Genomic DNA, 26,129 nt, shown 5'->3' on the forward strand with positions numbered 1-26,129 from the left:
TCGGATCGGGCGCTGTGGGGTGGCGGCTGCGCGTGGTCAGAACAGATTTTTGATGGTCTCGATGAGCTTGCTGCCGGAATCCGTGGCACTGCCCTCGCCACTCTCGCTGGAAGCGGTGGCGGCCACGGGCGGATAGGCAGCCAGGTAATCGGCGACGCCAACGGGGCTCGCGCTGCTCTCCGTCGGTCCTGCCACATCGGGTGGCCGGAAAAAGCCGCCCTGGGGTCGGGTGGAGATGGCCGTGCGCATGTAGTGGATCCAGATGGGCAGGGCCTCACGTGCGCCCGCTGCCCAACGGCCCATGCTGCGATTGTCGTCGTAGCCCACCCAGACCGTGGTGGTGATCTTGGGGGTGAAGCCGTTGAACCAGGCGTTGGTTTCGTGGTTGGTCGTGCCGGTCTTGCCGGCAATGTCGTTGCGCCCCAGGCTCTGTGCGGCAACGCCGGTGCCGATCTTGATGACCTGCTGCATCATCTCGGTCATGAGGTAGGCAACCCCCGGTGGGATGGCCGTCTCATCCGGTGGCGGTGCATAGCCCAATGGGCAATTCAGCAGGGAAATCTGGGTACCGTTGGAATTGACGATCTTGCGGATGAGGTAGGGCTTGGGCAGGAATCCGCCGCTGGAAAACACCGCGTAGCCACGCGCCATCTGCAGGGGGGTGTAGTCGCCGGAACCCAGGACCATGGAGGGCACCATCGGGATCTGCTTGGGCGGAAAGCCAAAACGCTGCACATATTGGGCCGCGTAGGGTATGCCGATGTCCATGAGGATGCGGACGCTGGGCACGTTGTGGGAGTAGGCGAGGTTGGCCCACACCGGGATGGGTGTGCTGGAAAACTTATTGCTGTAGTTGGTGGGGCTGTATACCTGACCGTTGGGCAGGGTAATGGACAAGGGCGTGTCGGCGATGAGGCTCTGTGGCGTCAGGTAGTGGTCGTGGCCGGCAGCGAGGAGCGCTGGGGCGTCCATGGCCGCGGCGTAGACGAAGGGTTTGAAGCCCGACCCCGGCTGGCGATAAGCGTAGATGGCGCGGTTGAAGTGACTCATCTCGTAGCTGAAACCGCCGACCAGGGCGGTGATGGCGCCGGAGCGACTGTCGAGACTCACGAGAGCACCCTGTACCTGGGGGATCTGGGTGAGCTGCCAGCCGGCATGGGGGCCGGGTGAAGACCAGACGTTGGCTCCCCATTCCTGCCCGGCACCGGCGGTGCTGGCCTCGACGTAGGGACGCAGCCAGATGAGATCACCGGGATGGAGTACGGCATCCACGCTGCGGGGCTTCGGTGCGCCGTAACGCGGTCGTGCCCAGCTGACGTCCTTTAGGGTCAAGGTTACCGTCTGCTTGCCCTCCAAGGAAACCTGGGCCGATTTGGCGGTGCTGCTCTCCACCACGCCCCAGCGCAGGTTGGCTGGATCCCGCGCGGGCAACATACTGGGACGTTTGCCCTTGAGCGCATCTTGCAGGGCAGCGCCGGATAGGGTAGCAATGGGCCCGCGATAGGCCTTGGGGTCGAGGCTCGATAGGCCCATGTCGTAGTTTTCCAGACCAACGGCCACGGCACGGTTTGCGGCGATCTGGTCCTGAGGCACGATGGTGGTATAAACCTTGAGCCCAGAGCGGAAGGTAAAGTCGCTGCCAAACTGCTGGCTCAGCCAGTCGGCAATCCATTCCGTCACGTAGGGCGCGGAATTGCTGGCGGTGGTGTGGTACTGGGAGAGGATGGGCTCGGCTTCGGCCTTTTCCACCTGGGCGCGGTCGATGTAACCGCGAATCTCCATGCGTTTCAGTACGTAGGCGCGCCGCTTCTTGGCCAGCTCCGGATTGACCACCGGGTTGAGGTAAGAGGGCGCGGGTGGCAGGCCGGCAATGGTTGCCATCTCGCCCAGGGTCAGTTGGTCGACATTCTTTCCGTAGTAGGTACGCGCCGCCGCCTGCACACCATAGGCGCCCTGGCCCAGGTAAATCTTGTTGAGGTAGAGCTCGAGGATCTGCTTGCGGCTGAAGTGCTGGGCCAGTTTGTAGGCGAGGAGAATTTCCGCCACTTTGCGGGTGATGGTCTTTTGGGGCGTGAGGTAGAAGTTGCGCGCAACCTGCTCGGGGATGGTGCTGGCGCCCTGTACCGGCGCCATGTGGATGAGGTCGACCCAGGCCGCGCGCAGGATGCCCGGGAAGCTCACGGGATAGTAGAGGGGGTTTTCGCTATAGAAGCGGGCGTTTTCCGCCGCGATGAACGCTTCCTGCAGCTTGACGGGAATGCGGTCCAGGGGTAAGGCAAAGCGAGTCTGGGGCCCGACGATCTGCAACAGCGAGCCATCGGCGGCGTAGATGCGCAGAGGCTCGTCGGGACGCCACTCCTTGAGTTCGTGCACTGGCGGCAGGGTTTCCCAGATACGGTAGAGGTAAATGCCGACCCCGATGAAGAGGTTGGCGAGAATGAGCAGGACGATGATGAGCACCCAGCGGCCGATGTGGCGCTTGGGTTTTTGCTGGCGCGCAGCAGGCGTTCTGGCCTTGGCCATGTTTCTCCCTTGGTGTAACTGCCTCTTGGCGCTGGAGCGCGTTGCCGAGGACCCTCCAGCCGCCTATGATACCACGATGATTCAGAAGAGTCGCTTTGCGCCCAGCCCCACCGGATACCTGCACCTCGGCAATGCGCGCACGGCCCTCTTTGCCTGGCTGGCGGCGCGGCACGATGGTGGACATTTTCTGCTGCGCATCGAGGACACCGACCGAGAGCGCTCGCCGCAGCAATACGAAGATGCCCTGCTGGAGGATCTGCGCTGGCTTGGGTTGGACTGGGATGAGGGGCCGGATTGCGGGGGTGACTTCGGTCCTTATCGGCAGATGGAGCGGTTGGGGATCTACGGGGAGCTTTACCAGCGCCTGCTGGATGCTCACTTGGCCTACCCCTGTTATTGCACGCCCGAGATGCTGGCGGCTGAGCGGGAAGCGCAGCGGGCGGCTGGCCGTGCGCCGCGCTACTCCGGCCGTTGTCGCGAGCTGGATGCCGCCGCGCGGGCCGAGCTCGAGGCCCTTGGTCGGCAACCCAGTCTGCGCTTTCGGGTGGCGTCGACCGGTCGCCTGCGCGTGGATGACCTCATCTGGGGTGAACGGGAATACTCCCTGGAGGACCTGGGGGATTTCGTCATTCGCCGCAGCGACGGCTCGCCAGCCTTCTTCTTTGCCAACGCCGTCGACGACGCGCTCATGGGTGTCGATCTCGTTCTCCGCGGAGAGGATCACCTCAGTAATACGCCGCGGCAGATTCTGATTCTGCAGGCCCTGGGGATGAAGGCACCTACCTACGGGCACCTGCCGCTGCTCTTGGGCAGCGATGGTCAGCCCTTGTCCAAGCGCCACGGCGCCGCCAGCCTGCGCGATCTGCGCGCAGAAGGCTTTTTGCCCGAGGCCGTGCGCAACTATCTGGCGCGGCTGGGGCACCATTATGGCGAGGCGGATGGTCGACTCCTGACGGACGAGGAATTGCGTCGGGAATTTCGCCTGGATGCCATCGGTCGCGCTCCGGCGCACTTCGATCTGGCCCAGCTGGAGCATTGGCAGGCGCAGGCCGTTCAATCATCGACCACGGAGCAGCTGGCACAATGGCTTGCACCGGTGCTGGACGAGTCCTTGTCGCCCGCCGAGCGTCTCGCCTTTGTGGAACTGATCCGCCCCAATATCCGTTTCCCGGCGCAGGCGCGGGATTGGTTGCAACGCTTTGTGCGTGACCCCGAGCCCGACGAGGAGGCGCTGGACGTGTTGCGGGAGACCCCAGAGGCGTTCTGGATGGTGGCGGCAGCGACCTTCGAGGCGGAAAATGGTGACTGGAAAGACTGGGTCACCGCCTTGCAGGAAGCCAGCGGGCGCCGCGGGCGTGCCCTTTTTCAGCCCCTGCGTGCGGCGCTTACGGGGCGCCTGCACGGTCCAGAGCTTGCCGGCTGGTGCAGGCTGCTGGGGGCGGAGCGCTGCCGGCAGCGCCTGTCCCAGGCAGGGCGCCGAGCACGGGTAGCGGTCTGAGTTTCTGTCCTTTCGAGGTCTGCCATGAGCGAGAGTCTGCCCCCCATCCACATTCACGACAGCATGGAGGGGCGCAAGCTGCCCCTGAGTCTCGTGCAGCCCGGCAAGGTCGGTATCTATGTCTGTGGCATGACGGTCTACGATTTCTGTCACCTGGGCCACGCTCGGGTCATGGTGACCTTCGATACCGTGGTGCGCTACCTGCGCGCGCGCGGCCTGGAGGTGACCTACGTGCGCAACATCACGGATATCGACGACAAGATCATCCGGCGGGCGGCGGAACGGGGCGAAGGCTTGGATAGCCTGACCCAGCGCTTCATTGACGCCATGCACGAGGACGAGGTGGCCCTGGGGTGCATTGCACCCACCGTGGAACCGCGAGCCACCCAGCACGTGGGCCAGATGCTGGAGCTCATCGAGACCCTGGTGCGCCGTGGTCATGCCTATGCGCCGGGTAATGGCGATGTCTACTATGCCGTGCGCAGTTTTCCCGCGTATGGTCGCCTCTCGGGTCGTAGTCTGGAGGAGCTGCACAGTGGTGCGCGTGTGGAACCGGGTGAAGACAAACGCGATCCCCTGGACTTTGCCCTGTGGAAGGCTGCCAAGCCCGGCGAGCCGGCCTGGGATTCCCCCTGGGGCCCGGGTCGACCGGGCTGGCACATCGAGTGTTCGGCCATGTCCCAGGAGACCCTGGGCTGTCGTTTCGATATCCATGGCGGTGGCGCCGACCTGCTCTTTCCCCACCACGAGAATGAGATCGCGCAGTCTCAGGGGGCAGGTTGCGCTTTTGCCCAGCATTGGATGCACAACGGCTTCGTTCGCATCGACGAGGAGAAAATGTCCAAGTCGCTGGGCAACTTTCGTCTGGTGCGGGATCTTTTACCGATCTACGGTGGTGAGGTGCTGCGCTTTTTCATCCTCAACAGCCACTACCGCAGCCCCCTCAATTTCAGTGAAAAACTCCTGGAGCAGGCGCGCTCGGGGCTGACGCGACTGTACACGGCCCTGCGCGAGCTTCCCGATGACGACGGCTCGATCCTGCCCGAAGACTCATGGGGCCCGAGATTTCACAGTGCCATGGCCGACGATTTCCATACCCCGGAAGCGCTGGCGGTGCTCTTTGATCTCGCGCGCGAGATCAACCGCCGCCGCGATGCCGGTGAACCTTTCGCGGCACTGGCGAGGCGCCTGCGCGAGCTGGGCGCGGTGCTGGGTATCCTGCAACGGCGGCCGGAGGATTTCTTGCGCGGCGACGCCGCAGGTATCGATGTGGACTGGATCGAGGGCCGCATTGCCGCCCGCGCTGCGGCACGCCGGGAACGCAACTTTGCCGAGGCCGATCGTCTGCGCAAGGAGCTGGAGGAGTGCGGTATCCTTCTGGAGGACGGGCCCGGGGGCACGACTTGGCGTCAGGCTGGAGGTCGTGGCGGAGTGGCGTGAGGGCAGGGCCCCCTCCAGCGGCCCGGCGGGAGGCGCCCGGTCGCGGGACTCAGGAAAGGGCAGCTTGCCCGTGCACCGAGCCCGGGGCCGACGGCCTCGGTCTCTTAGCCGGTCCCCTGCTGCTCCGAATCCTGGCCTGCGGCGGCGCTACCAGGATGCTCCTCGACCGTCTCCACGACCTGCTCCAATAGGCTTTGTTGTTCACCTGCCACCGTCTGCATGTTGCCGGGACCAGGCTCAACCGAGGTGGAGGCAGTGTCCGTTAGGTTCCGCGCGGTGCCATGCTCTGCGCCTGGGGCAGATGCTTCGGCGGTCTCCGCCAGGGTGTGTGCCGCTGCCAAGGGAATACTGGCAGGTGCCGCGGCGCCGTCGACGGCGGAGGCGGGAACCATCATCTAGTGCCAGTCGTCGGCGCGAGGAATCCGGGTCGCGGGGTAGCGCAGGGCTTCGTCGGCGGGAGGCTCCGGGCTCGATGCGGGGTCACTCCATTCCAAGGCTTCCTTCGGGCGGCGTACCTCTCTCCCCGGCGGAGCGACTTCCAAATCCATTGCCGTGGTCGGGGGCGCTGCATCGGCCTCGTCGTTGCCGTCATGGGGACGCTCGTCCTGCCCACTCTGGCGCCGCGCCCGTGCCCGCCGACCACCTCGGCGTCTGCGCCGACTGCGTCCGGATGGAGTTTCCGTATCCCCAGAAGCTTTGGTCTCCACGTCGCCGCTCACGGGTTCGGCAGCAGGGGGGATGGCCTCCTCGCCCAGGGCGCGGGTAAGGAAGGTCTGGGAATCCACGGGTTCGTAGCGCGACACCAGGGCCCGAACGAAACGAGCAAGGATGCCCTCGCTGGGGGGCGTCGCCGTCTTGGATGCGGATTTGTCCCGCTGCTGTGGGCTTTGGGGCAGCGTTTTTGGAGGCGGCAACACGCTGGGTGGTGGCGGTGCCGTCAGAGGATTGAGCGCCGCCTGGGCCGCCCCGTTCTGGGCTCGGGCCGGGCGGTTGGGCAGGTCGCGCAGGTTGCGGCTGCTGTTGGTCCGTTCGTTGTGGGCCGGCGTCGCTTCCGCCTTGACCCGCTGGATCTCGTAGTGCGGGGTGAGGAGGGCGGGATCGGGAATTATAGTGATGCGGGTGTTGCTCTTGGCCTCCAGCTCCAGCAGCGGGAGCCGTTTTTCATTCAGGAGATAGACGGCCACGTCCACGGGCACCTTGCACTCCACCTCTGCCGCCCCGGCCTTGAGCGCTTCCTCGTGCAACAGGCGCAGCACGTGCAGAGCCGTCCCTTCGCAGCCACGGATCTGGCCCGTGCCACTGCAACGGGGGCAGGGTTCGTAGGAGGCCTCCTCCAGACTCGCGCCGAGCCTTTGGCGCGACATTTCCAGCAGACCGAAACGGGAGATGCGCCCCACCTGCACCCGGGCGCGGTCCAGCTTGAGGGCCTCCTTCAGACGCGATTCCACCTCGCGCTGATGCTTGGGCGATTCCATGTCGATGAGATCGACGACGATGAGACCGCCCAGATCGCGCAGGCGGATTTGCCGGGCGACTTCCTCCGCCGCCTCGAGATTGGTCTGGAAGGCCGTCTCGGCAATGTCCTGGCCCTTGGTGGATTTGCCGGAGTTGACGTCGATGGCAACGAGGGCCTCGGTGTGGTCGATGACGATGGCACCGCCCGACTCCAGACGCACCTCGCGGCTGAAGGCCGACTCGATCTGCTGCTCGATCTGGTAGCGGCTGAAGAGGGGGATGTCGTTGTCGTAGAGCTTCAGCCGATTCAGCACCTTGGGCATCATGGCCGTCATGAACTGCTGGGCCGCCTGGAAGGCACTCTCGTCGTCGATGAGCACCTCGCCGATGTCCTCGGAGAAATGATCGCGCAGGGCGCGCACCACGACGTTGCCTTCCTGATAGATGAGGAAGGGCGCAGGCGCTTTCTCCGCCGCCTCGACGATGGCTTGCCAGATTTGCTTGAGGTACTCGAGATCCCGCTGCAGGGCCTCGAAATCCTGGCCGATACCGGCGGTGCGGGCGATGACCCCCATGTTGTCCGGAATATCCAGCATCTGCAGGTGCTGGCGGATCTGGGTGCGGTCTTCGCCCTCGATGCGACGGGAAACCCCGCCGGCGCGCGGATTGTTGGGCATGAGCACGAGGTAGCGCCCCGCCAGGCTGACGAAGGTGGTCAGGGCGGCACCCTTGCTGGAGCGCTCTTCCTTGTCCACCTGCACGATGACCTCTTGTCCCTCGCGCACCAGGTCCTGGATACGCTTGCGTCCTGGCTGCTCGGGTTGACTGAAGTATTCCCGGGAGATCTCCTTGAGGGGAAGGAAGCCGTGGCGCTCGGCCCCGTAGTCGACGAAGGCGGCTTCGAGGCTGGGCTCGATGCGGGTGATACGCCCTTTATAGACGTTGCTCTTTTTCTGTTCCCTGAAGGTGTGTTCGATATCGAGATCGAGGAGTTTTTGACCATCGACGAGGGCCACCCGCAACTCCTCAGGATGGGTGGCATTGATCAGCATGCGTTTCATTATGTTCTCTCTTCTCCCGCGCTCGACCCCGTTTGGGGGAGCGCAGCGTATATGTATGGGATCGACGGGTGGCCCGACGATGACGACGAGGGGATGGTGCACTCTCACTGCACGGCATCCCGAGTCGAAATATATGTCATAAGAGAATAGAATCGCAAACGCACGGGGCGGGAGGTGAGCATGGTGGACAATGGCGTACGCCATTGGCAGGTAACGGCGGAGGAGGCGGGGCAGAGGCTGGATAATTTCCTGCTGCGGGTGCTGAAGGGGGTGCCGCGCTCGCATATCTATAAGATCCTGCGCAGTGGCGAGGTGCGCGTCAACAAGGGGCGAGCGCGTCCCCACTACCATCTCCACCTGGGCGACGTCCTGCGTCTGCCGCCGGTGCGCAGCGCCGATCCTGCGGCCGTCCCACGCCTCCCGGAACAACTCGCCGTCGACCTGCGCGAGCGGGTGCTCTTTGAGGACGATCGGGTGCTGGTGCTGGACAAGCCTGCGGGTATGGCGGTACATGGCGGCTCCGGCATCCGCTACGGGGTCATCGAGGCACTGCGTCAACTGCGTCCCGATCTGCGGGAGCTGGAGTTGGTCCACCGTCTGGACCGCGACACCTCCGGCTGTCTGCTGCTGAGTAAACGCCGTTCGGCCCTGCGCAGCCTGCATCAGGCACTGCGCGAGGAGGCCATGGACAAGCGCTACCTGGCCCTGGTGGGTGGGCGCTGGAAGGGCGCGGAGCGGGTGGTGAAGCTACCGCTGCGCAAGAACATTTTGCAGTCCGGCGAGCGCATCGTGCGGGTGGATGAGGACCAGGGAAAGCCTGCCCGGACCCGTTTCTATCGCGAGGAGGACCTGGGTATCGCAACCCTCTTACGGGCGGAACTGGATACCGGTCGAACCCATCAGATCCGCGTGCACCTACAGGCCATCGGGCACCCCACTGCCGGGGATTCCAAATACGGTGACGAGACCTTCAATGGGGCCATGCGCGCTCTGGGTTTGCGCCGCCTGTTCCTGCATGCCGCCTTTCTCGCCTTTCCGCATCCGCGGGATGAGCGGATCGTCCGCGTCGAGGCGCCGCTGCCGGCCGATCTGGATGCCGTCCTTCAGCGTCTGCGGGTGGCGGAGCCATGACGGCCACGCGGGCGGAACGCCCCAGTCTTTTGATTTTCGACTGGGATGGGACACTCATGGACAGTGTCGCCCTGATCTGTCGCTGTCTCGAGGCGGCCTTCGCCTATGCCGGGCTGCCCGGCCGTAGTCTGGCAGACTATCGCAGCATCATCGGGCTGGGCCTGGGCGACGCCCTTGCCCGTCTTGCTCCCGAAGCGGACGAGCGGGCGCGCAGCCGCATTCTGGAGGGTTATCGACGCTGTTATTTTGCTGCGGACCCGGAGGACACGCCCCTCTTCCCGGGGGTAGAAGATAGCCTCAAATCCCTGCGGGAGTCGGGCTTCACGCTCGCGGTGGCCACGGGCAAGGCGCGCCGCGGTTTGGATCGCGCTCTCGACGCTCACCCATCCCTACGCCCACTGTTTGCCGCGACGCGCTGCGCCGATGAGAGTCGCTCCAAGCCCCACCCGCAGATGCTCATGGAGATTCTCGCGGCCACGGGCAGAAAGGCCTCAGAGGCGTGGATGATTGGCGATACCGTCCACGATGTGGCCATGGCCCGCGCGGCTGGGATGGCAGCCCTGGGGGTATCCTGTGGGGTGGACGATGTCCATACCCTGGAGCGGGAGGGAGCCTTTGCCGTGCTCTCGGGACCTGCGCAGCTACCGGACTTCATCGCTAGAACCTGAGGCAGTCGAGGCCCACCAGCTTTCTAACCGCGGCTCCGGGCATTGACACGGCCCGATGGGACCGTAATCATGTTATATATGCATATACATAGCGTTCCTCCTCCGCCTGCGCACTTTGCCCGCGGGGATTCGTGATGGAGGCCAGGGCTCATTTCCGGTCCCGTCGCGTCCGTCGCGGTGCAAGCGACCAGTACGCCATCCTCAGGCGATGGGATGTGCGGGTGCGGCGCTGGGCTGCTGGATGGATGGGAACAGCGTGAGTGGCGGAGGCAGGGCGGGGAGCCCGTCGCGAGGCCATGCGGCCAGTGGTGGACATCTGCCTCTGGCGCTGCTCAGCGCACTGGCACTGTTGTTCATACTGGCGCCGTTTTCGGCCCTGGTTTTTGCCACCGACTGGCGCCATTTTCACTTCGTCGTGGGGGATCTGCGCGCCGCTCGAGTTTCCTTCCTTTATAGTACGGTGGCAGTGGTCATCGTCGTCGTTTTGGGCACACCGCTGGCCTGGTGGCTGGCGCACCGGCGCTCCCGCTGGTGGCTGGATGCCTTGGTCCTGATGCCGCTCTTGACGCCGCCCCTGGCGCTGGGCATTCTGCTGGCCTCCTTCTACGGTCCGTACTCCCTGTTGGGCTTGCAACTGTCCCGCCTTGGTCTGCAACTCTCCAATTCCGTTCCCGCCTTCATCCTTGCGCAGATCTACGGGGCCATGCCCTATTTCGTTCTGGCGGCACGAGCCGCCTTCGAGGCAGTCCCCGGGGAACTGGAAGACATCAGCCGCAGCCTGGGCCGCAATGCCTGGTATACTTTCTGGCACGTCACCCTACCGCTGGCCCGGCTGGGACTCGCGGCCGGTATCGCCCTGGCCTGGGTGCGGGCCATGGGCGAGTTTGGAATCGTCCTGATCGTCGCCTACTTCCCCCAGGGCATCCCGGTGAAGCTCTGGGTGAACCTACAAGATATCGGATTGTCGGCGGTCTATCCTCTACTCTGGTTCTTTTTCTTGGTGGCCATCCCGGTCCCACTGTTTCTGGGCCTGTACTCCCGCCGACGCGTGCTGGTCTGATGGTGGATATCTCCTACCGCCTGGCGGAACCCATTGCCCTGCAGATATCCCTACAGGTAGAAGGCTTCACCGTGCTGCTCGGCCTGTCCGGCTCGGGCAAGAGCACTCTGCTGCGCGCCATTGCCGGTCTCACGGCAGCCGAGGGCGAGCCTTACGCCGGCCTGCCGCCCCACCGCCGCAGGGTCGGCTACCTGCCCCAAGGCTACGCACTTTTTCCCCACCTGCGTGCCTGGGAAAATGTAGCCTACCCGATGCCCCGGCAGGGTGCTCGGCAACGCGCCATGGAGCTTCTGGAACGGGTGGGGCTGCGCGAGTTGGCGCAACGCTATCCGGCGGAGCTCTCGGGTGGTCAGAAGCAGCGCGTCGCATTGGCACGAGCCATGGCGCGCGGCCCCGAGATATTGCTGCTGGATGAGCCGACTTCGGCCCTGGATGTACCGACCCGGGACGAGATCCTCGCAGAACTCCTGCGTGAGGTACGGGATTTTGGGGTGCCGGTCCTCGCCGTCAGCCACGATCCACAGCTCTGTCTCTATGCCGATCGGGTGGCCGTTCTGGCGGACGGCGTCATAGCCCAGGAAGGAACGGCGCAGGCCCTCATGGAGAAACCCCGCAACGCGCAGGTCGGCCGCTTTTTTGGTTACGTCGAGGTCGGCCGTGGCCGGATCGCGGCGTTGGGGCAGAGTGCGGATACCGCAGAAGTCGTCGTCGACGCACGGCGTCTCGATGCCCGTCTGGCAGTCCCGAGTCTGGGTGAGGGGAGCCTGGTGCGCCTCGGCTGTCGCCCGACGGAGGTGCGCTTGGCAGGCGAGGGGGCCATCCCACCCGGTTATCAGCGCCTCGAACTCACGGTCCGCAATGCCCACCGAGAAGGATCTTTTTGGCGGCTGGATGGCACTGCCCCCATAAACCTCCCCCTACGCATCCCGCAGGCGCTCTGGCGTGCAGGCCCGCGCCGGCACCTCGCGGTGGATATTGCCAGCAGCGAGCTCTTGCTTTGGTCACTATGAAGAACTCACCGACGGGGCGGGCTACATAGCTGCCGATGCGGACCCAGCGATATTCGTCGTGCCGATGATATCTGACCGAGAGGACAGATTATCGGATGCATATGGCCATTTTGGCTGGTCAGCCTCCTCATGTCTTCTCGGCAGTCCGAAACGCGAATCCTTGCGTAACGCCAAGTTGGCCCGCCGTTAGTCTTACCCAGCCTCTTGTGTTAATGTACCGATATCCGCCGCATTTAGTGATTATAAGTATTATGTTGGACGTCTTTAAGCATCGGGCGATGGCCGTGGTCCTGCCTGACCTGTCATGACCGCTCGTTTTTTCTGTACGGTAGATCAAGTGCCCGAGAAACGGGTACAAAAATCTGGGGGCAATCTGGCGCTGCCGCTGGTAGCGCTTGCCTTGATCTTTGGCTTTGGGCTATTGCAGCCGGCCACAAGCTTTGCGAAACCCATCATTCGCTTGCGCAGCCTTGAATCCCGGATAACCGAAACGCCAAGACTGAAAGAGCAAAATAACGACATTACGGCAGCAAAAGAAAACATCAGGATGCTCAAGGCGGAGAGCTCGGCGATTTTTCAGGGACGAATCAAGGTGGGGCACTACAGTCATTTCAATTACGATGGAATCCCGCGCAACTATATTGCCAAACCAAAAATTGGTTTCAAATATTACTTGTTCGGCGGAAACAAATACCTTAAGCACATAATTGATCGTGCGCAGCCTCGTTATTACCTCGATATATCGAGTTACGATAGCGCTTTTCGAGAAACAAAAAAGGAAGTCGCCAAATATTATTTAAGCTACTGGAGCCATTATGAAGCCGATGCCATGCTGTCGAGAGTGTCAAGAATCAAAAAATACGAGAATAGGCTGTCAAAGCTCTGTCATTCACAGTTCCGACGTTTTCAGTTGACCGTGTATCTGGAGAAGATGCATGCGCAGATAGCGAGGCGAAAACTGTCCGAACTGCTGGGACGAACATTGCCAGCATTCATTCCCCGGCTGCCCGGTCGTGGCGTAGCCGAAAAAATCCATAAGAGCTCGATTTTGCAAAAACATCCGGGCATAGCAGGGCTCATACGTTACTACAGTGATCAGAAGAAACTTGGATGGTTGCGTTTCGTGAACGTAAAATTCAAGGCGTTCCTTCGTCCCTCCTATTATCCCAGCGCAGGTCGCACAAAGCTTGCCGTAATCGGCGGAGTTTATGTAAATATACCTTTTGATATCCTTGGCGCAGAGAGGCACGCAAACGCTCAGCTCGCTGCGCAAAGGGAGAATATTTTGCTCAAATTACAGCAAGACGGTTACAAAGAGAAGGAGCAGGAGCGTATCGAAAAGATTAGAATGCCTATCTATAGCAGAGAGGTTCGGTTCTGGAAGCATCGTGCTGAACACTATTATCGTCGGCTGATACGGCAAGAACCCATGACCCTGGCAAAATCTTCAGAGGCCGGAGAATTGGCAAGAACGCTTGTCCAGTACCGCAAAGCTACATTGAAGTGGATAGCGGCAGCGGCGCATCTTGCACTCATTCGCTTTGGCTAGAGGGCAGTGAGGCGTGTTGGTAAACACGCCTTTTTTCACTGCGAGGCCGTCCAAGCGACGACCTGCCCCGTTTCCGGGTGCGATGGTCTTGGGCTCTTGGTCAGAGCACAAGTTTGCGCCGCCATTGCCCCTGCTCCATCATGGGTGCGAAGAAGAGGTAATATGGGCCGCGATCCAGGTGTGCGAGTACCCCATGGTTGTGGATTTGTCGCAGTTCATAATCCACCATGGCATAGCCGATACCCATGTGCGCCATCTCCGGGGATTCCCACTCCATGTGTACCAGGTACTGCGTTGGCCGTTGACCAGGGATCTGTGGCTTGTCCGGTATGGCCGTCCCGTGGTTGGTGGCATAAGCCGGTGGATTCGCTCCTAAAGTCGCCTTCATCATTCCTTCAGGATCCAATTGGAAGGAACCGATAGCCGATACGCCGAACTGTTTGAGAATCATCCATCCGACCATGCCGGGGATATTCTCCTTCATCCAGGTGAGGGTGGCGACAGCGCCCTTCTCAAAGTCTTTTTCGTGTCCATCCGACACCCAATGATCACCAAGGGCGATACACCGTTGGCTGGCCAGGGCAACTTTAGAAACCGGCTTCTGGGCAGCGAAAGCCGCGCCTAACTGTGCCGGCACGTCCGTCATACCCATGATCCTGGGTAAATCGGAACGTACAATTTCATAATATGGCTCCCACGGCCCTTCGATGACCATATCGAGACAGCTGCCACATAATTCATAAATTTCCTTGAAGTTGTCGTGGTGCATTTCCTCGTGCGATTTGACATCCTGCCACACCGTATACTGATACATTGCCATGGGGTTGATGGTGTCGCGCATGTCCACCGCACCACCGCCATAACGACCGGCCATGGGATGCATACCCGTCTGCAGGAGTTGCTCGAAACCCAGAAAGCCCGGGTGAGAGGCAGTGGTGATACATACCTTCGGGCCTACTTTCATCATGGTTGCGAAACTTTCGGGACGGTTGACGACCTTGGATTGATTGATTGCGACGATAGGATTTTTGTCCACATTGCCTCCAAGCTGATAGCCAAAAAAATTACTTCCCTTTTCATCCTAGGCGCGGTTATTATTTCTGTCAAACCCTTACGTCAAATATTTTTCGCGTAATTCAATATGTCCTTTTTAAATTTTGCTTCCGACTTAAGGATATTCGCAAATTATTACAAAAAGAATAAGAATACCGGCATATATCCTGAGGTCAGGGTGCATTGGAACTTTGCAAGTTCATGGCGGTCTCACTGGCAGTGAATGATTTACAGGCGCTTTGCTCTAAGACGAATCCGGTCTAGAGTGAGTGAGGCGTGACGGTTTGATGCAGTGATACAACAGACAGGAGGATGTGATGAGCAACAAGCCTCATGTAGTGGTTTTGGGGGGAAATTTCGCCGGGCTGGGTGCGGCCCAGAAGATTCGGGAATTTGCCGGCGATGCCGTGCGCATCACGGTCATCGATCGGAAGAATTTTCTGTTGTTTGTTCCGAACATTCCAGCGGAGGTCTTTGAAGGACGCGATCCGGCCAAGACGCTGAGCATGGATCTGCGCTCGACATTAGCAGAAGACGATATCGGTTTTATCCAGGCGGAAGTGCAAGCCCTGGATCCCGACGCCAAGCGGATCGATTTCGTGCCGAGTGAGCGACCGGGAGCGGCGCCGGAGTCCATGCACTACGATTATGTGGTGGTCGCCGTGGGTAATCGCCTTGCTTTCGATCGGATCGAGGGTTTTGCCGAACACGGTCATACCTGCACCGATTTCTACTATGGGAACAAGCTCCGGCATTTTCTCGAGCACGAATATCGGGGTGGCCCGGTGGCCATCGGGTCGGCGCGCTTCCACCAGGGCGATGGCACCAAGGACATCAAACTCTATGGTGGTCATGCCTTCCCGAGTGCCGAGGCCGCCTGCGAGGGTCCGCCCGTCGAGACCATGCTGTCCATGGCTACCTGGCTCAAGGAGCACGGCAAGGGTGGTCCGGACAAGATCACGGTGTTCACACCCGCCAAGCTCATCGCCGAGGATGCCGGTGAGCAGGTCGTGGGCAAGCTGCTGGAGATCGCCTCGGGCATGGGTTTCCATTACCTCAACGAGACCCAAGACATTACCCGCATCACCCACGAGGGCGTGGAATTTGCCAACGGCAAGAGCGTGGAAGCCGAACTCAAGCTCGTTTTCCCGGACTGGGTACCCCACGATTTCCTGAAGGGCCTGCCCATCAGCGACAGCGAGGGATTTGTGGTGACCGACGTCACCATGCGCAATCCCAAGTACCCCAACGTGTTTGCGGCGGGCGACGCGGCGGCCATCACCGTGCCCAAGCTGGGGGGCATCGGCCACGCCGAGGGCGAGATCGTCGGCAAGCAGATTGCCAAGGACGTGGGGCGCATGGCGGCGGAGGAGGCGGACAAGCCGCTGGAGCCGGTGGTCTACTGCATTGGCGACATGGGGGCCAACCAAGCCTTTTACATCCGCTCCAACAGTTGGTTTGGCGGACCCGACCAGGTGCTGAAGATGGGGCACGTGCCGTTCTTGTTGAAGATGCAGTACAAGAACCTCTTCTTCAAGACCCGGGGTAAGATGCCGGAGTGGGGCCTGGACGCTTCCAAGCTGCTGGCGGAGAAACTTTTCGCCGCCTGACGCTGCCTTGGGTCCGCCCGGGAGGCGGCGCAGTCGGTATCCGCAGGCGGACCCGGAGCATCTTGGACCGAGGGGAGGGTCGCAAGACCCTTTCCTTCCGGTTTTGCCTAATCCAAACAGGGAGAATTGCCATGGCAGTAACCGAAGAAAGCCGAGCGGCCCCCAATCTGACAGCGGAACAATGGGCGGGACTCGCGCGCCTGGGGGATCTGGCGCAGGGAATGGAGGCGTTGATGGGTAGCCCCGTCGCGGCGCTGCCCATGCGTCTGGCCGTGCAGGCAGGCGACTGGAACGAGCGCTACGCGCTGGACGAGAGCCTGCGTGAGTTACTGGAGACGGTGCAGGCCCTGCGTGCGGCTGGCGTATTGCGGCTGCTGCGGGAGAATGCGGCATTCGTGATGGAGAGCCTGGACCTTCTGCGTCCCCTCCTGCCCAAACTCCTGGAGATCTTGAAATCCGTGCCGCTGGAGGAGCTCGTGGCGGCGGGGCGGAGCCTTGCCGACCTCCTGCCCAAGGTCCAGGCTTTGATCCACTTTCTCCAGGGTGCCGCAGGTCAGGATCTGGCGCGCGCCCTGCGCCGGGCTGGCGATCTGTGGGAAGAGACCCGCGCCGATGAGTCCGTCGTCGCGACCTTGAAGCTTCTGCGGCGCTTGCAGGAGGACGGCAATCTCGAGCGGCTTGCCGATCTTAGCGAGCAGATCGGACTACTGGCGGAAACCATCGATCTGTCGGCTCTAGTCGGTAATCTCATCGAGGAAAATCGCGAGAATCCGCTGTTGAATAGTTTTGCTGCGCTCGTGCATCTGGGCAATTCCCTCTCCCACGCCCTGGCGGAGAGCGCCGAGCACGCGGCCAAGGGGGATCATCGCGGTGGAATCAGTGGGCTGTACCACATGCTCAAGGACCCGGAGGTTCAGCGCGGTATGCGGGTCGTGGCGGCTCTGCCCGTCTATCTGGAAAAGTCGGGGGTAATCCGAGCCCGTTCCCCTGCGGCAGGATAGTCTAGACTGAAGTGGAGTCTTGGCCACCGAAGAGGTCCCCATGTCCGCGACAGAACCCGCTCCCCATGCGCAAAGTTCCCATCCGGTCTGGGCCACGGCGCAAAAAAGCCTGGTAGGTACCGCCCTGGGCCCCAGTCGCCTGTGGTTTACCATCGGGCGTGGCATTGTCACGGAGGTCTTTTACCCGCGCATAGATGTTCCTGCCATTCGCGATCTGGGTTTTTTGATCAGCGATGGTGACGGTTTCTGGCTGGAAATCAAGACGAATCCCAACTGGAACCAAAGTCTGGCCGACAGTCAGGTACCTTTACCGGTCATCGAGCACCTTCACGAGCGGTTTCGTCTGCGTTTTTCGGTGGTAGCGGATCCCAAGCGGGATGTGCTGCTGTTGGATTACGATCTGGAGGCCGAGCCCTCTCTCCAGTGCTTTGCGCTCTGCGCCGCTCGACTGGGTGGTGATGCGACGGCCAATCGTGCCTGGACGGGGGAGTGGGAGGGCCGGGAACTCCTCTGGGCAGAGCAGGGGCCATTTGGACTCGCCTTGCTCTGTCGCGATGCCGAGGGTAAACCGGCCTACGGGCGCCGCAGTGTCGGTGAGGTGGGCGCCAGCGACCTTTGGCAGGACTTTGCCCAGCACAGTGGCGTCATGACCTGGCACTACGATGCGGCAGGCCCCGGTGAGGTGGCCATGGCCGGAGAGCTTCCTCACCGTGGTACCCTGGCCCTGGGTCTAGGGACGAGCAAGGAGGCAGCGGCCACCAATGCCTGGGCAAGCCTCACCCAAGGTTTCGCTGAGATTCGTGAGCAATATCAGGGTGCTTGGCTGCAGTGGCACAGTATGCACAAGACGCCGCGCGGTTTTCGGCGCCGCTTCTCGCCGGCCATGCAGAATCTTTACCGCCGCTCCAAGAATGTGCTCAAGGTGCACGCCGACCGCACCTTCCCCGGGGCGCTGGTGGCCAGTCTTTCGGTACCCTGGGGTGAGGCTAGCAGTAGTCGTGGTGGCTATCATCTGGTCTGGTCTCGGGATCTCGTGGAAAGCGCCGGGGCGGCGCTGGCGGCAGGGATGGTGGAGGAAGCACGGGAGGTGTTGTGCTACCTCATCAGCACCCAGCAGGCCGATGGCCACTGGTTGCAGAATCAGTGGCTGGGCGGTAAGCCCTTCTGGCAGGGAATTCAACTGGATGAGGCCGGCTTTCCCGTCATCCTCGCGGCACTCTTGCGGGACCAGGGGGCGCTGGGCGAGATCCTGGTCGACGACATGGTGCGCAGGGCGCTGGCCTTCATCCTGCGGGAGGGGCCGACGACCGGGCAGGATCGCTGGGAAGAGGACGCCGGCGTAAACCCCTTCACCTTGGCCGTCGTCATTGCCGCCCTGATCGAGGGGGCTGAGTTTCTGGGGGGCAAGGCGGGTGCCTGCGCGCAGATGGTGGCCGATTACTGGAATGCCCGGCTCGAGGACTGGACCTTTGTCCGCGATACCGAGTTGGCCCGGGTCCACGGCGTCCGCGGTTATTATCTGCGCATAGCACCTGAGGATATCCTGGTACAGGATGGCGCCAAGGACGAATGGGTACAAATCAAGAATCGTGCCCACGATCCTCACCTGCCGGCCAGTGAGCAGGTTGCCACAGACTTCCTCCAGCTGGTCCGCTTCGGCCTACGCACAGCGGACGACCCGCACATCGTCGACTCGGTCAAGGTCATGGATGCGGTGTTGCGCTGCGACACCCCCAATGGACCGGTATGGCATCGCTACAACGGCGATGGCTACGGCGAGCACGCCGATGGCAGCCCCTTCGACGGCACCGGCATCGGACGTGGCTGGCCGCTTTTGGTGGGTGAGCGCGGCCACTACGCCCTGCTTGCCGGAGAGGATGTCCGCCCATACCTGCAGACGATGACGGCCATGACCGGTGTGGGGGGGCTGCTTCCGGAACAGGTCTGGGACCGGGATCCCATCCCCGAAAAGGGGCTTTTCCCCGGTCAGCCCAGCGGTTCGGCCATGCCGCTGGTCTGGGCCCACGGCGAATTCATCAAACTCTGCCATAGCGTCGTTGCCAAGATGCCGGTGGATCGGCCCTCGGCCACCTGGGCTCGCTATCAGGGAAAGCGGCCCGAGTTGTCCTATCGCCTGTGGCGCCTGCGTCAGCGTCCGCGTCGCCTGCGCGTGGGGCAGGAATTGCGGGTGTTGTTGCACCGACCTTTCCGGGTGCACTGGGGAATCAACGGTTGGCGCGAGATACAGGACACCGTCAGCGAGGATTGGGATCTGGGCCAAGTGGCGTTCCTGGCCACAGAGAAGTTGCCTGTAGGTACCGAACTGCAGTGGACCATCCAGTGGCAGGACGACGGTTCCTGGCTGGGCGAGGATTTTTCCTTGAGCGTCGTGGAGGCTGAAGATGCTGAACATTGACCTGCATGGGCGGGTAGCTCTGGTGACCGGTGCCAGCGGTGGCCTCGGTCGGGCCATCGCCACGACCTTGGCGGCAGCAGGTGCGCGGGTGGCCGTCCACTATGGCAAGGACGCCAAGGGTGCGGCGGGCGTCGTCGCAGATATCCGCCAGCAAGGTGGCGAGGCGGAGGCTTTTGGTGCCGATGTAGCCGATGCGAACGCCGTCGCGGATCTCGTCGGCGCCGCGCACCGGCATTTCGGTGCGCTCGATATTCTGGTCAACAACGCCGGGATGGACGGACCGCGCCAATTGGTGGGTGCGGACAAGCCCGACGCCTGGCAAAAAGTCATCGCCGTCGATCTCCTCGGTCCGTACTACTGCGCCCGTGCGGCCGTCTCCCTCATGGAGCAGGCAAGACGGGGGGTGATCATCAATGTCACTTCGGTACACGAGTTCATCCCCTGGGAAGGCTACAGCGCCTATGCCAGTGCCAAGGCGGGGCTATCCATGTTCACCAAGACTCTGGCTCAGGAAACGGCAGACAGGGGTATACGCGTCGTTGCCATTGCCCCCGGGGCCATCCAGACGCCCATCAATGCCAGCGTCTGGGGCAATCCCGACAGCCTCAAGGATCTGGACCAGAAGATCGCCATGGGGCGGCTGGGAAGGCCGGAAGAGGTGGCTCAGGTCATTGCCTTTCTGGCCAGTGACCTCGCGAGCTATATCACGGGTACTACCTTGGCGGTGGATGGCGGCATGCTCATTTATCCCGACTTCCGCCACGGTGGCTGAACACCGAAGCGGATAGCCACCCTCCCGATCTCACCCCAACGACTTCGACAGACCATGGCCCTACAGTGGCCACCGAGTGCAAGGCCCGATCCGTGCCTCCTGGCTATCAGTGAATGGTGGGGTCCAGGGGTAGGTACGAGAAGAATCCGTAGGGCCGTGCCGCCATGAGCAGGGTACGCATCTGCGTGAGTTCGCTATCCTTCCATAGGGCACTGCCCCCGAGGCCCAGATCCAGCATCCCCTGGGGCAGGATGCCCAGGGCGAGATTCCCCAGCAGGTTCTGCACGGAGATCTTTTCGGGAATGGGTAGATAGCGCACATCGTAATGATGAGGCTCGAGTTTGGCGAGCTTGGCGGCCTCGGCTATGGCCTCCTGCAGGCCACCCAACTGGTTGACGAGGCCCATGTGGTAGGCGGCTATACCGCTCCAGGCGCGGCCTTGGGCATCTTTTTCGGCCTGGGCAAAAGGTAGGTGGCGCGCCGTGGCCACGAGACTCACGAAATGGTGGTAGAGGTAATCCACCACGGCCTGATAGGCCTTCTGCTCGCTATCCGTCAGGGGCATCATGGGCGAGGGGTGGGCACCGCCGGCAGGCATGCTCACACCCGATACGGTGATACCCAACTTGTGCAAGGTGCCGGAGTAATCGGGAAAGAGCATGAAGACCCCGATGTCGGCGGTGATGGTGGTGGGCTCGGCGAAGATCTCGTCGGCGCCCGTGGACAGCCAGTAGGCCCCCGAGGCGCCCAGGCTACCCATGGAGACCACCACGGGCTTGCCCGCCTTGCGCAGACGCAGGATGGCCTTGCGAATGGCCTCGGCCGTCGTCACATCGCCGCCGGGGCTGCTGACCTGCAGGACCACAGCCTTGACCGCCTTGTCCTTGCGTAGGGCGTCCAGTTGGGCGACGGTGGGTTCTGTAGCGACGACGCCCGCTTTTTCGACGTCACCCGGTACCAACATACCGTCGATGGGGACGACGGCAATCTGGTGCTGCGGATGGTTCGCCGATGGCGGCACATTCTGCAGAAAAGCGTCGAGGCTGACCCGTTGCAGATCTTTTTCCGGTTGCTGCAGAGCCTTGGCCATTGCAGCCTCAAAATCCTGCTTGTCCCCCAGTCGAGTGATCAGGCCCTCCGACAGGGCTAGCTGCGCAGCATTCCCCTTGCTCGTTTGGATGAGCTCCGGGAGCTGAGTGGCGTAGCGATCCACCTGCGTCACCGGAATGTGACGGCCCTGGGCGATGCCCTCGGCATAGCTGTGCCACCAGACCCTGAGCCACTCCTCGTTTTCTTCCCGCGCTGCGGCGGACATGTCGTTGCGGATGAGAGGTTCCATGGCGGACTTGTACTTGCCCTGGCGGAAACTGTAGACCCTGACGCCGATCTTGTCGAAAAAGTCCTTGAAATAGAGTCCCTTGGTGGTAAATCCGGTGAACAGGACGACACCGAGGTGCGGCAGGAAAATCTGGTTGGCCTGGGCTGCCAGAAAATAGCTGGCCTGACTGTAATTGGGCGCAAAGGCATAGATGGGCTTGCCGCTTGCGCGGAAGGTTTGCAGCGCCTTGGCCACGGTCTGGAGTTGGGTGATACTGCCGCCGCCAAAATCGCTGAGGTTGAGTTCCAACAGGCGAATGTGGGGGTCCTTGGCCGCTGCGTCGATGGCACGGACCAATCGGTGCACCACGACATCCTGAGCTTGGTTTTGGCCCAAACCCGGGAAGGAGTCCGCCCAGGGACTGGCCTCGGCATAGCGCAGGGTACCATGGGGCGCGATCGTGAGGATGCCGTCCTTGGGCAGGGGGGCTACCGGCTGCAGCAGCTTGACCACGACGACGGCAGCAATGACCAGGATGAACAGCGTGAGGAGGTTGAGCAGGGTCAGACGAACCCAGTGCAAAAAGCGGCCGATCCAGAGGAAGGGTTTGCGCCAGCCGGACATCGGGGTCTACCTCCTTGCAGCCATTCGTTTTGGTGGATCTGGGAATCGCCAGGACGCCATCAGCCCACAGCATAGTGGAAGCCGGCAGGAGCGGGCAAGGAAAAGCCCCCTGACGCCATGCCGCCCACGGCGCTTATGCCAGGATTCCTCAGTACCAGGCAAGACGCCTACCCCGTCGTGCCCCCATGCTCTGGTAAAGACGTGCCTACACTGCGCCCGGTCCCGTATTTACGCGGCAGCTCTGGGACATCAAAGATCTGCGGGGCGTTCCTCCGGCGGTGCCATGAATTCCGGCCCGACGGGATCGGGGATGTTTTTCTGGAGGATGTCGTCGATTTCGCGGAGATTATCGGCGTCCAGGTGCCAGCCCAAGGCCTCCTCCAGATTTTCTAGCTGTTCCGGTCGCCGTGCGCCCCAGAGGGCACAGACTACATCTGGCTGATCCAACAGCCAACGCAGCGCAAGACCAAGCAGACTGTGGCCGAGGCGATGGGCGAGGGTGTCCAGCTGCCCTGCCGCCGCCAGATAGTGCTGAAAATGTGGAGCCTGAAACTTGGGGTCGACACGGCGCAGGTCATCCCCGTCGAAGGTGCGCCCCGCGGTCATCTTGCCCGATAATAGACCGCGACAGAGCGCGCCGTAGGCGACGATAGGGATGCGCCGCTCATGACAGAAGGGCAAGATCTCTTTTTCTATTCCGCGCTCAAATAGATTGTAGGGTAACTGGTTGGCGGCGATACCTGTTCCCTGGAGAAATTTCTGCATATCCGCAGGCTGAAAGTTGCTGACTGCGATCTCTCGAATTTTGCCCTCGCGGCGCAAGGACTCCAGGGTTTGCGCCGCTTCCGCAAAATCGCTTTGACGATCGGGCCAATGCACGAAGTAGAGATCGATGTGGTCGATCCCCAGGCGGCGCAGGGAGTCCTCTACCTCCTGCCGCAGTCGCGCCGGGCGGCTGTCGCGGAAGACCTTGCCATCTCGCCAGGTGAGGCCAACTTTGGTGGCAACGTAGGGCCGTTCTGAGACAGGAATCTGACGGATCGCCTTACCCACGATATCCTCGGCGCGGCCAAAACCATAGACGGGGGCCGTATCGATGGCGTTGATGCCAAGGTCCAGGGCGCGATGAATGGTAGCCATGGCGTCTCGCTCATCGCTGCCCCCCCACATCCAGCCACCAATGGCCCAAGTGCCCAGGGCGATCTTTGATACTTGGTGCAGAGAGGCGATATCGGCGTATTCCATAATGGCTCCTCTATCCCGTAAAACACAGTTCGGTATCTACCGTTATCCGGATAACGGTATCCTAAGTATAGCAAAAAAGATGAGGCACCGCTGCCCATCGCTGGACCGGCACCACGCACGACACGCTAACCACCCGGATTATCCCGATCAGAGAATCAAAATACTCCTATATTAGATGTAGTAAAGTACCCTATAATTATTATCTTATATAAAAGAAATCTTTGTTATGAAGCTTATTTTAGGCTTGCTCATTGGACAATGGGACGACTACACTAAAGGCAATCGAAAGCGCGTCATGACGGCAATCGCAAGTGGATATGCGGTATAGGTATGGTCCCCGTGATGCTTTTGCTTTCGGTAGCCGTGTCAAAGTTCTTCGGCTCGTGCAGGTTCGAGGAGTTCAGGTTCAAATCAGGAATGGTCAAAGTCGAGGTGCAACATGAACGATACAATTACATCCTCATCACCAGCCTTTGTGCGGCGTAGTGGTGGTTTCTATTCAGCCCCGCTCTTGGCGCTGCGCGGTTTAGCCGCATTCGCCTTCGTTCTGGCGGCACTACTGGATTTCAGGGATACCATCCACCTGCTGGTATGGTTCTTCTCGATTTATGTATTCTTTGATGGCGCCTACGCGCTGACCGTTGCCGCTGGTCACTCTCCGGGCAGCACGCTCAATCGGATTGCCATTGCTTTCAAAGGGGTCATCGGCATCCTCGCCGGAATCGTTGCCATCTCCCTCTTTTTGCAGGGCGGCTCCATGACGACCATACTCCTTACGGTCTTCGTCTGGGTGGCCCTCGCCGGGGTGATCGAAGGCGTATGGGTGTTCAAGATGGTGAAGAACAAGGAACTCTTGCTCATCGTCGGTTCCGGCGCTTACCTTGCACTGGCCGTTGCCCTGCAGTTCATGTTCGCCGTAGCGCCAAGTGAGGGTACTGCCGTCTATAACTGGATCATCATCGGTTTCTCGGCAGCCTTCGGTCTGGGCATGCTCATCATGAGTTGGCTCCTGCGCCGGGCCATGATGGCCTGACGGGCTGCGGGTTGCCCCATACGCTCCTGGCCTCGATCTATTCGGACCGCCACTGGTTTATCAGGTGCAGGGCGATACGGATGAGGATGTGAGCGCAGAACCACAGTAGGAAAAATCGCAGCGTTGCCAGCAACAGCCCTCCCCACCAGGGGAGGGTTTGTAGCGTTTGGGCGTCGACGGCCAACCAGGGACCGTGCGCCAGCGCGATGGCCAGCGCCAGAGTCAACGCCCACCCCTTTACCGCCGGCCGCAGTGCGCGGCGATCGCTCGGGTTCTCGTCGGGCGGTGTTTTTTTCTTGGCCACGCGCCACCCTGCCAGAGATTACAGGCTCACCAAGACACGCTCGCGCCACTGCAGCCACTGCTGCTGCAGCTTTTGCTCCAGCTTTTGCAACTGGGTTAGGCCACTGGCACTCGCATCCGGTTCTTTTGCGACTTTGGCGACGGCCGCTGCAAGCTGGCGAATCTGTTGCTGCAATTGCTGTATAGCGACCAGTTCCGGGGCCTGCTTGCCACGCTCGCCGGCCATGGCAGCCTGCAGCTCCTGAAAAAACGCATCACCGGAGCCAAGCAGTCTGTCCACACTGCCATCACCATGGCCGAGTAGGGCCGCACGCAGCTGCCAGAACCACAGGGCCTGCGCCATGCCTATCTGGTTGAGGCGCAGGATCAGCGGCATGTCGCTGTGCTCGGGACCCGTCCCGAGCTGTTGCAACTCCTCATCCATGCCAGCGAGTTCCGTGGCCAGACTGGCGTAAGCGCTGCGCAGCGCTTCGGTAGTCCGCTCCAGGGCCTCCAGATGACTGGTCATGAGCTCGGCCGCAGCGTTGTCCTGAGCTCGGGAGAGGACGATGGCGGCCATGTCGTCGCTGGTCTTTTGCGCCGACCGATTGGCCATGCCCAGAACCTCCGCCACGGTCTCCAGAGAATCGCCGCCCCGACGTAGGTGGAGGATGCTGGTACTCACGCCCTGATCAACGGAGGCAGCGCCTTCGCTGATGGCGGCGGCGGAATTCCGGATTTCGCTAGCCGCAGCGGCGGAGCTTTGCGCCAGTTTCTTGACCTCGTCCGCCACCACTGCGAAGCCACGACCGTGCTCGCCGGCGCGGGCTGCCTCGATGGCGGCGTTGAGTGCGAGCAGATTGGTTTGCTTGGCAATCTCCTGAACTTTGAGCGCCAGGTTGGTGATGGTCCGGGTCTGCTGAAGGAAGGCCTGAACCGTTTTCCCCATGGCCACCACGCTCTGCTCGACGAGGTCCATTTCGCCGATGAGCTCAGACAGGCGCTCATTGCCGAGACGCACGTCGCGCACGGTCTCCGCAGCTAGCTCCTGACTCTCTTCTAGCTTGTGTGCCGTTTCTTGGATGGAGGCCAACAAGGCATGACCCTGGGCTTGCAGGGATTGCAGATCCACCTCAGTTTCCCCCAGGTTCTGATCGCAGGTGTGATCCAGGTCGTGGATGGCGCCGAGACGTTCCAGCACCTTCAACAGGCGATCGGTGGTGCGACTGTCGCGCTGCAAGGGTCCGCGCTGCCAGCGGCACAAAGGCAAAAGACTGTTCTGCAGTTCGGGATCTTCGCGAACGAGCGCCGCGGCATCGTCATCGCCGTCGAGACAGGCGAGGAGCAGGGACAACAGAGAGCTGGTATCGGTGGGCATGG

At 61.7% G+C, this 26,129-nt stretch carries 20 protein-coding genes; 12 read left to right on the forward strand and 8 right to left on the reverse strand.

Features of this window, described 5'->3' with window-relative positions:
- Positions 1–36: 36 nt before the first annotated feature.
- On the reverse strand, positions 37–2,523 hold the full coding sequence (locus tag ACAty_RS05925) for a penicillin-binding protein 1A (protein WP_004871878.1): 2,487 nt from the start codon (positions 2,521–2,523) through the stop codon (positions 37–39).
- A gap of 76 nt (positions 2,524–2,599) precedes the next feature.
- On the opposite strand from ACAty_RS05925, the gene gltX reads away from it, so the two are divergent.
- Complete coding sequence (gene gltX / locus ACAty_RS05930) at positions 2,600–4,021, forward strand: glutamate--tRNA ligase (RefSeq protein WP_004871882.1); 1,422 nt, start codon at positions 2,600–2,602, stop codon at positions 4,019–4,021.
- A 24-nt stretch (positions 4,022–4,045) separates the two neighbouring features.
- Positions 4,046–5,461, forward strand: a complete 1,416-nt coding sequence (gene cysS, locus ACAty_RS05935; RefSeq protein WP_004871887.1) for a cysteine--tRNA ligase — start codon at positions 4,046–4,048, stop codon at positions 5,459–5,461.
- Between the two features lie 104 nt (positions 5,462–5,565).
- Here cysS and ACAty_RS16385 read toward each other — a convergent pair whose 3' ends face one another.
- Entirely contained in the window at positions 5,566–5,856 is a 291-nt protein-coding gene (locus ACAty_RS16385) for a hypothetical protein (RefSeq protein WP_238323820.1), read from the reverse strand.
- Complete coding sequence (locus ACAty_RS05940) at positions 5,857–7,977, reverse strand: Rne/Rng family ribonuclease (RefSeq protein WP_238323821.1); 2,121 nt, start codon at positions 7,975–7,977, stop codon at positions 5,857–5,859. It abuts the gene before it with no gap.
- Positions 7,978–8,157: 180 nt separating this feature from the next.
- Here ACAty_RS05940 and rluC point away from each other — a divergent pair, with 180 nt between their 5' ends.
- The 5 genes from rluC to ACAty_RS05965 all read left to right on the forward strand — a co-directional run bounded on the left by rluC (position 8,158) and on the right by ACAty_RS05965 (position 13,395).
- Positions 8,158–9,108, forward strand: coding sequence for a 23S rRNA pseudouridine(955/2504/2580) synthase RluC (rluC, locus tag ACAty_RS05945; RefSeq protein ID WP_004871895.1), 951 nt, complete (start codon positions 8,158–8,160; stop codon positions 9,106–9,108).
- Positions 9,105–9,776 carry an HAD-IA family hydrolase gene (locus ACAty_RS05950; protein ID WP_004871899.1) on the forward strand — a complete coding sequence of 224 codons (672 nt, stop codon included), beginning with the start codon at positions 9,105–9,107 and terminating at the stop codon, positions 9,774–9,776. The genes rluC and ACAty_RS05950 overlap by 4 nt, the downstream gene beginning before the upstream one ends.
- A gap of 256 nt (positions 9,777–10,032) precedes the next feature.
- Complete coding sequence (locus ACAty_RS05955) at positions 10,033–10,836, forward strand: molybdate ABC transporter permease subunit (RefSeq protein WP_004871900.1); 804 nt, start codon at positions 10,033–10,035, stop codon at positions 10,834–10,836.
- Positions 10,836–11,846 (forward strand): ABC transporter ATP-binding protein, encoded by a 1,011-nt coding sequence (locus ACAty_RS05960; RefSeq protein WP_004871903.1) that lies wholly within the window; start codon positions 10,836–10,838, stop codon positions 11,844–11,846. The genes ACAty_RS05955 and ACAty_RS05960 overlap by 1 nt, the downstream gene beginning before the upstream one ends.
- Before the next feature lie 337 nt (positions 11,847–12,183).
- A complete protein-coding gene (locus tag ACAty_RS05965; protein ID WP_038471775.1) occupies positions 12,184–13,395 on the forward strand; it encodes a hypothetical protein in 1,212 nt (403 codons plus the stop codon).
- A gap of 100 nt (positions 13,396–13,495) precedes the next feature.
- Here ACAty_RS05965 and ACAty_RS05970 read toward each other — a convergent pair whose 3' ends face one another.
- Positions 13,496–14,431 (reverse strand): sulfur oxygenase reductase family protein, encoded by a 936-nt coding sequence (locus tag ACAty_RS05970; protein WP_004871908.1) that lies wholly within the window; start codon positions 14,429–14,431, stop codon positions 13,496–13,498.
- A gap of 334 nt (positions 14,432–14,765) precedes the next feature.
- Here ACAty_RS05970 and ACAty_RS05975 point away from each other — a divergent pair, with 334 nt between their 5' ends.
- From ACAty_RS05975 to ACAty_RS05990, 4 genes are all read left to right on the forward strand, one after another.
- Entirely contained in the window at positions 14,766–16,058 is a 1,293-nt protein-coding gene (locus ACAty_RS05975) for an NAD(P)/FAD-dependent oxidoreductase (RefSeq protein WP_004871912.1), read from the forward strand.
- A 131-nt stretch (positions 16,059–16,189) separates the two neighbouring features.
- Positions 16,190–17,059 (forward strand): DUF1641 domain-containing protein, encoded by an 870-nt coding sequence (locus ACAty_RS05980; RefSeq protein ID WP_004871915.1) that lies wholly within the window; start codon positions 16,190–16,192, stop codon positions 17,057–17,059.
- Between the two features lie 40 nt (positions 17,060–17,099).
- A complete protein-coding gene (locus ACAty_RS05985) occupies positions 17,100–19,475 on the forward strand; it encodes a glycoside hydrolase family 15 protein (RefSeq protein ID WP_038472686.1) in 2,376 nt (791 codons plus the stop codon).
- Positions 19,462–20,247, forward strand: a complete 786-nt coding sequence (locus ACAty_RS05990; protein WP_004871920.1) for a glucose 1-dehydrogenase — start codon at positions 19,462–19,464, stop codon at positions 20,245–20,247. Before ACAty_RS05985 ends, ACAty_RS05990 begins: the two co-directional genes overlap by 14 nt.
- Positions 20,248–20,353: 106 nt before the next feature.
- Here the strand turns inward: ACAty_RS05990 and sppA are convergent, their stop codons facing one another.
- Positions 20,354–22,189: a signal peptide peptidase SppA gene (sppA, locus tag ACAty_RS05995; protein ID WP_004871922.1), complete on the reverse strand. Its 1,836-nt coding sequence runs from the start codon at positions 22,187–22,189 to the stop codon at positions 20,354–20,356.
- 249 nt (positions 22,190–22,438) lie between these two features.
- Positions 22,439–23,434: an aldo/keto reductase gene (locus ACAty_RS06000; protein ID WP_004871925.1), complete on the reverse strand. Its 996-nt coding sequence runs from the start codon at positions 23,432–23,434 to the stop codon at positions 22,439–22,441.
- Between the two features lie 439 nt (positions 23,435–23,873).
- On the opposite strand from ACAty_RS06000, the gene ACAty_RS06005 reads away from it, so the two are divergent.
- Entirely contained in the window at positions 23,874–24,467 is a 594-nt protein-coding gene (locus tag ACAty_RS06005; protein WP_226047749.1) for a hypothetical protein, read from the forward strand.
- A gap of 37 nt (positions 24,468–24,504) precedes the next feature.
- On the opposite strand, the gene ACAty_RS06010 is transcribed toward ACAty_RS06005, so the two are convergent.
- On the reverse strand, positions 24,505–24,771 hold the full coding sequence (locus tag ACAty_RS06010; protein ID WP_004871928.1) for a hypothetical protein: 267 nt from the start codon (positions 24,769–24,771) through the stop codon (positions 24,505–24,507).
- A gap of 18 nt (positions 24,772–24,789) precedes the next feature.
- Positions 24,790–26,127, reverse strand: a complete 1,338-nt coding sequence (locus tag ACAty_RS06015) for a methyl-accepting chemotaxis protein (protein ID WP_004871929.1) — start codon at positions 26,125–26,127, stop codon at positions 24,790–24,792.
- Positions 26,128–26,129: the final 2 nt, after the last annotated feature.

It is taken from the genome of Acidithiobacillus caldus ATCC 51756, from assembly GCF_000175575.2.
Classification (GTDB): domain Bacteria; phylum Pseudomonadota; class Gammaproteobacteria; order Acidithiobacillales; family Acidithiobacillaceae; genus Acidithiobacillus_A; species Acidithiobacillus_A caldus.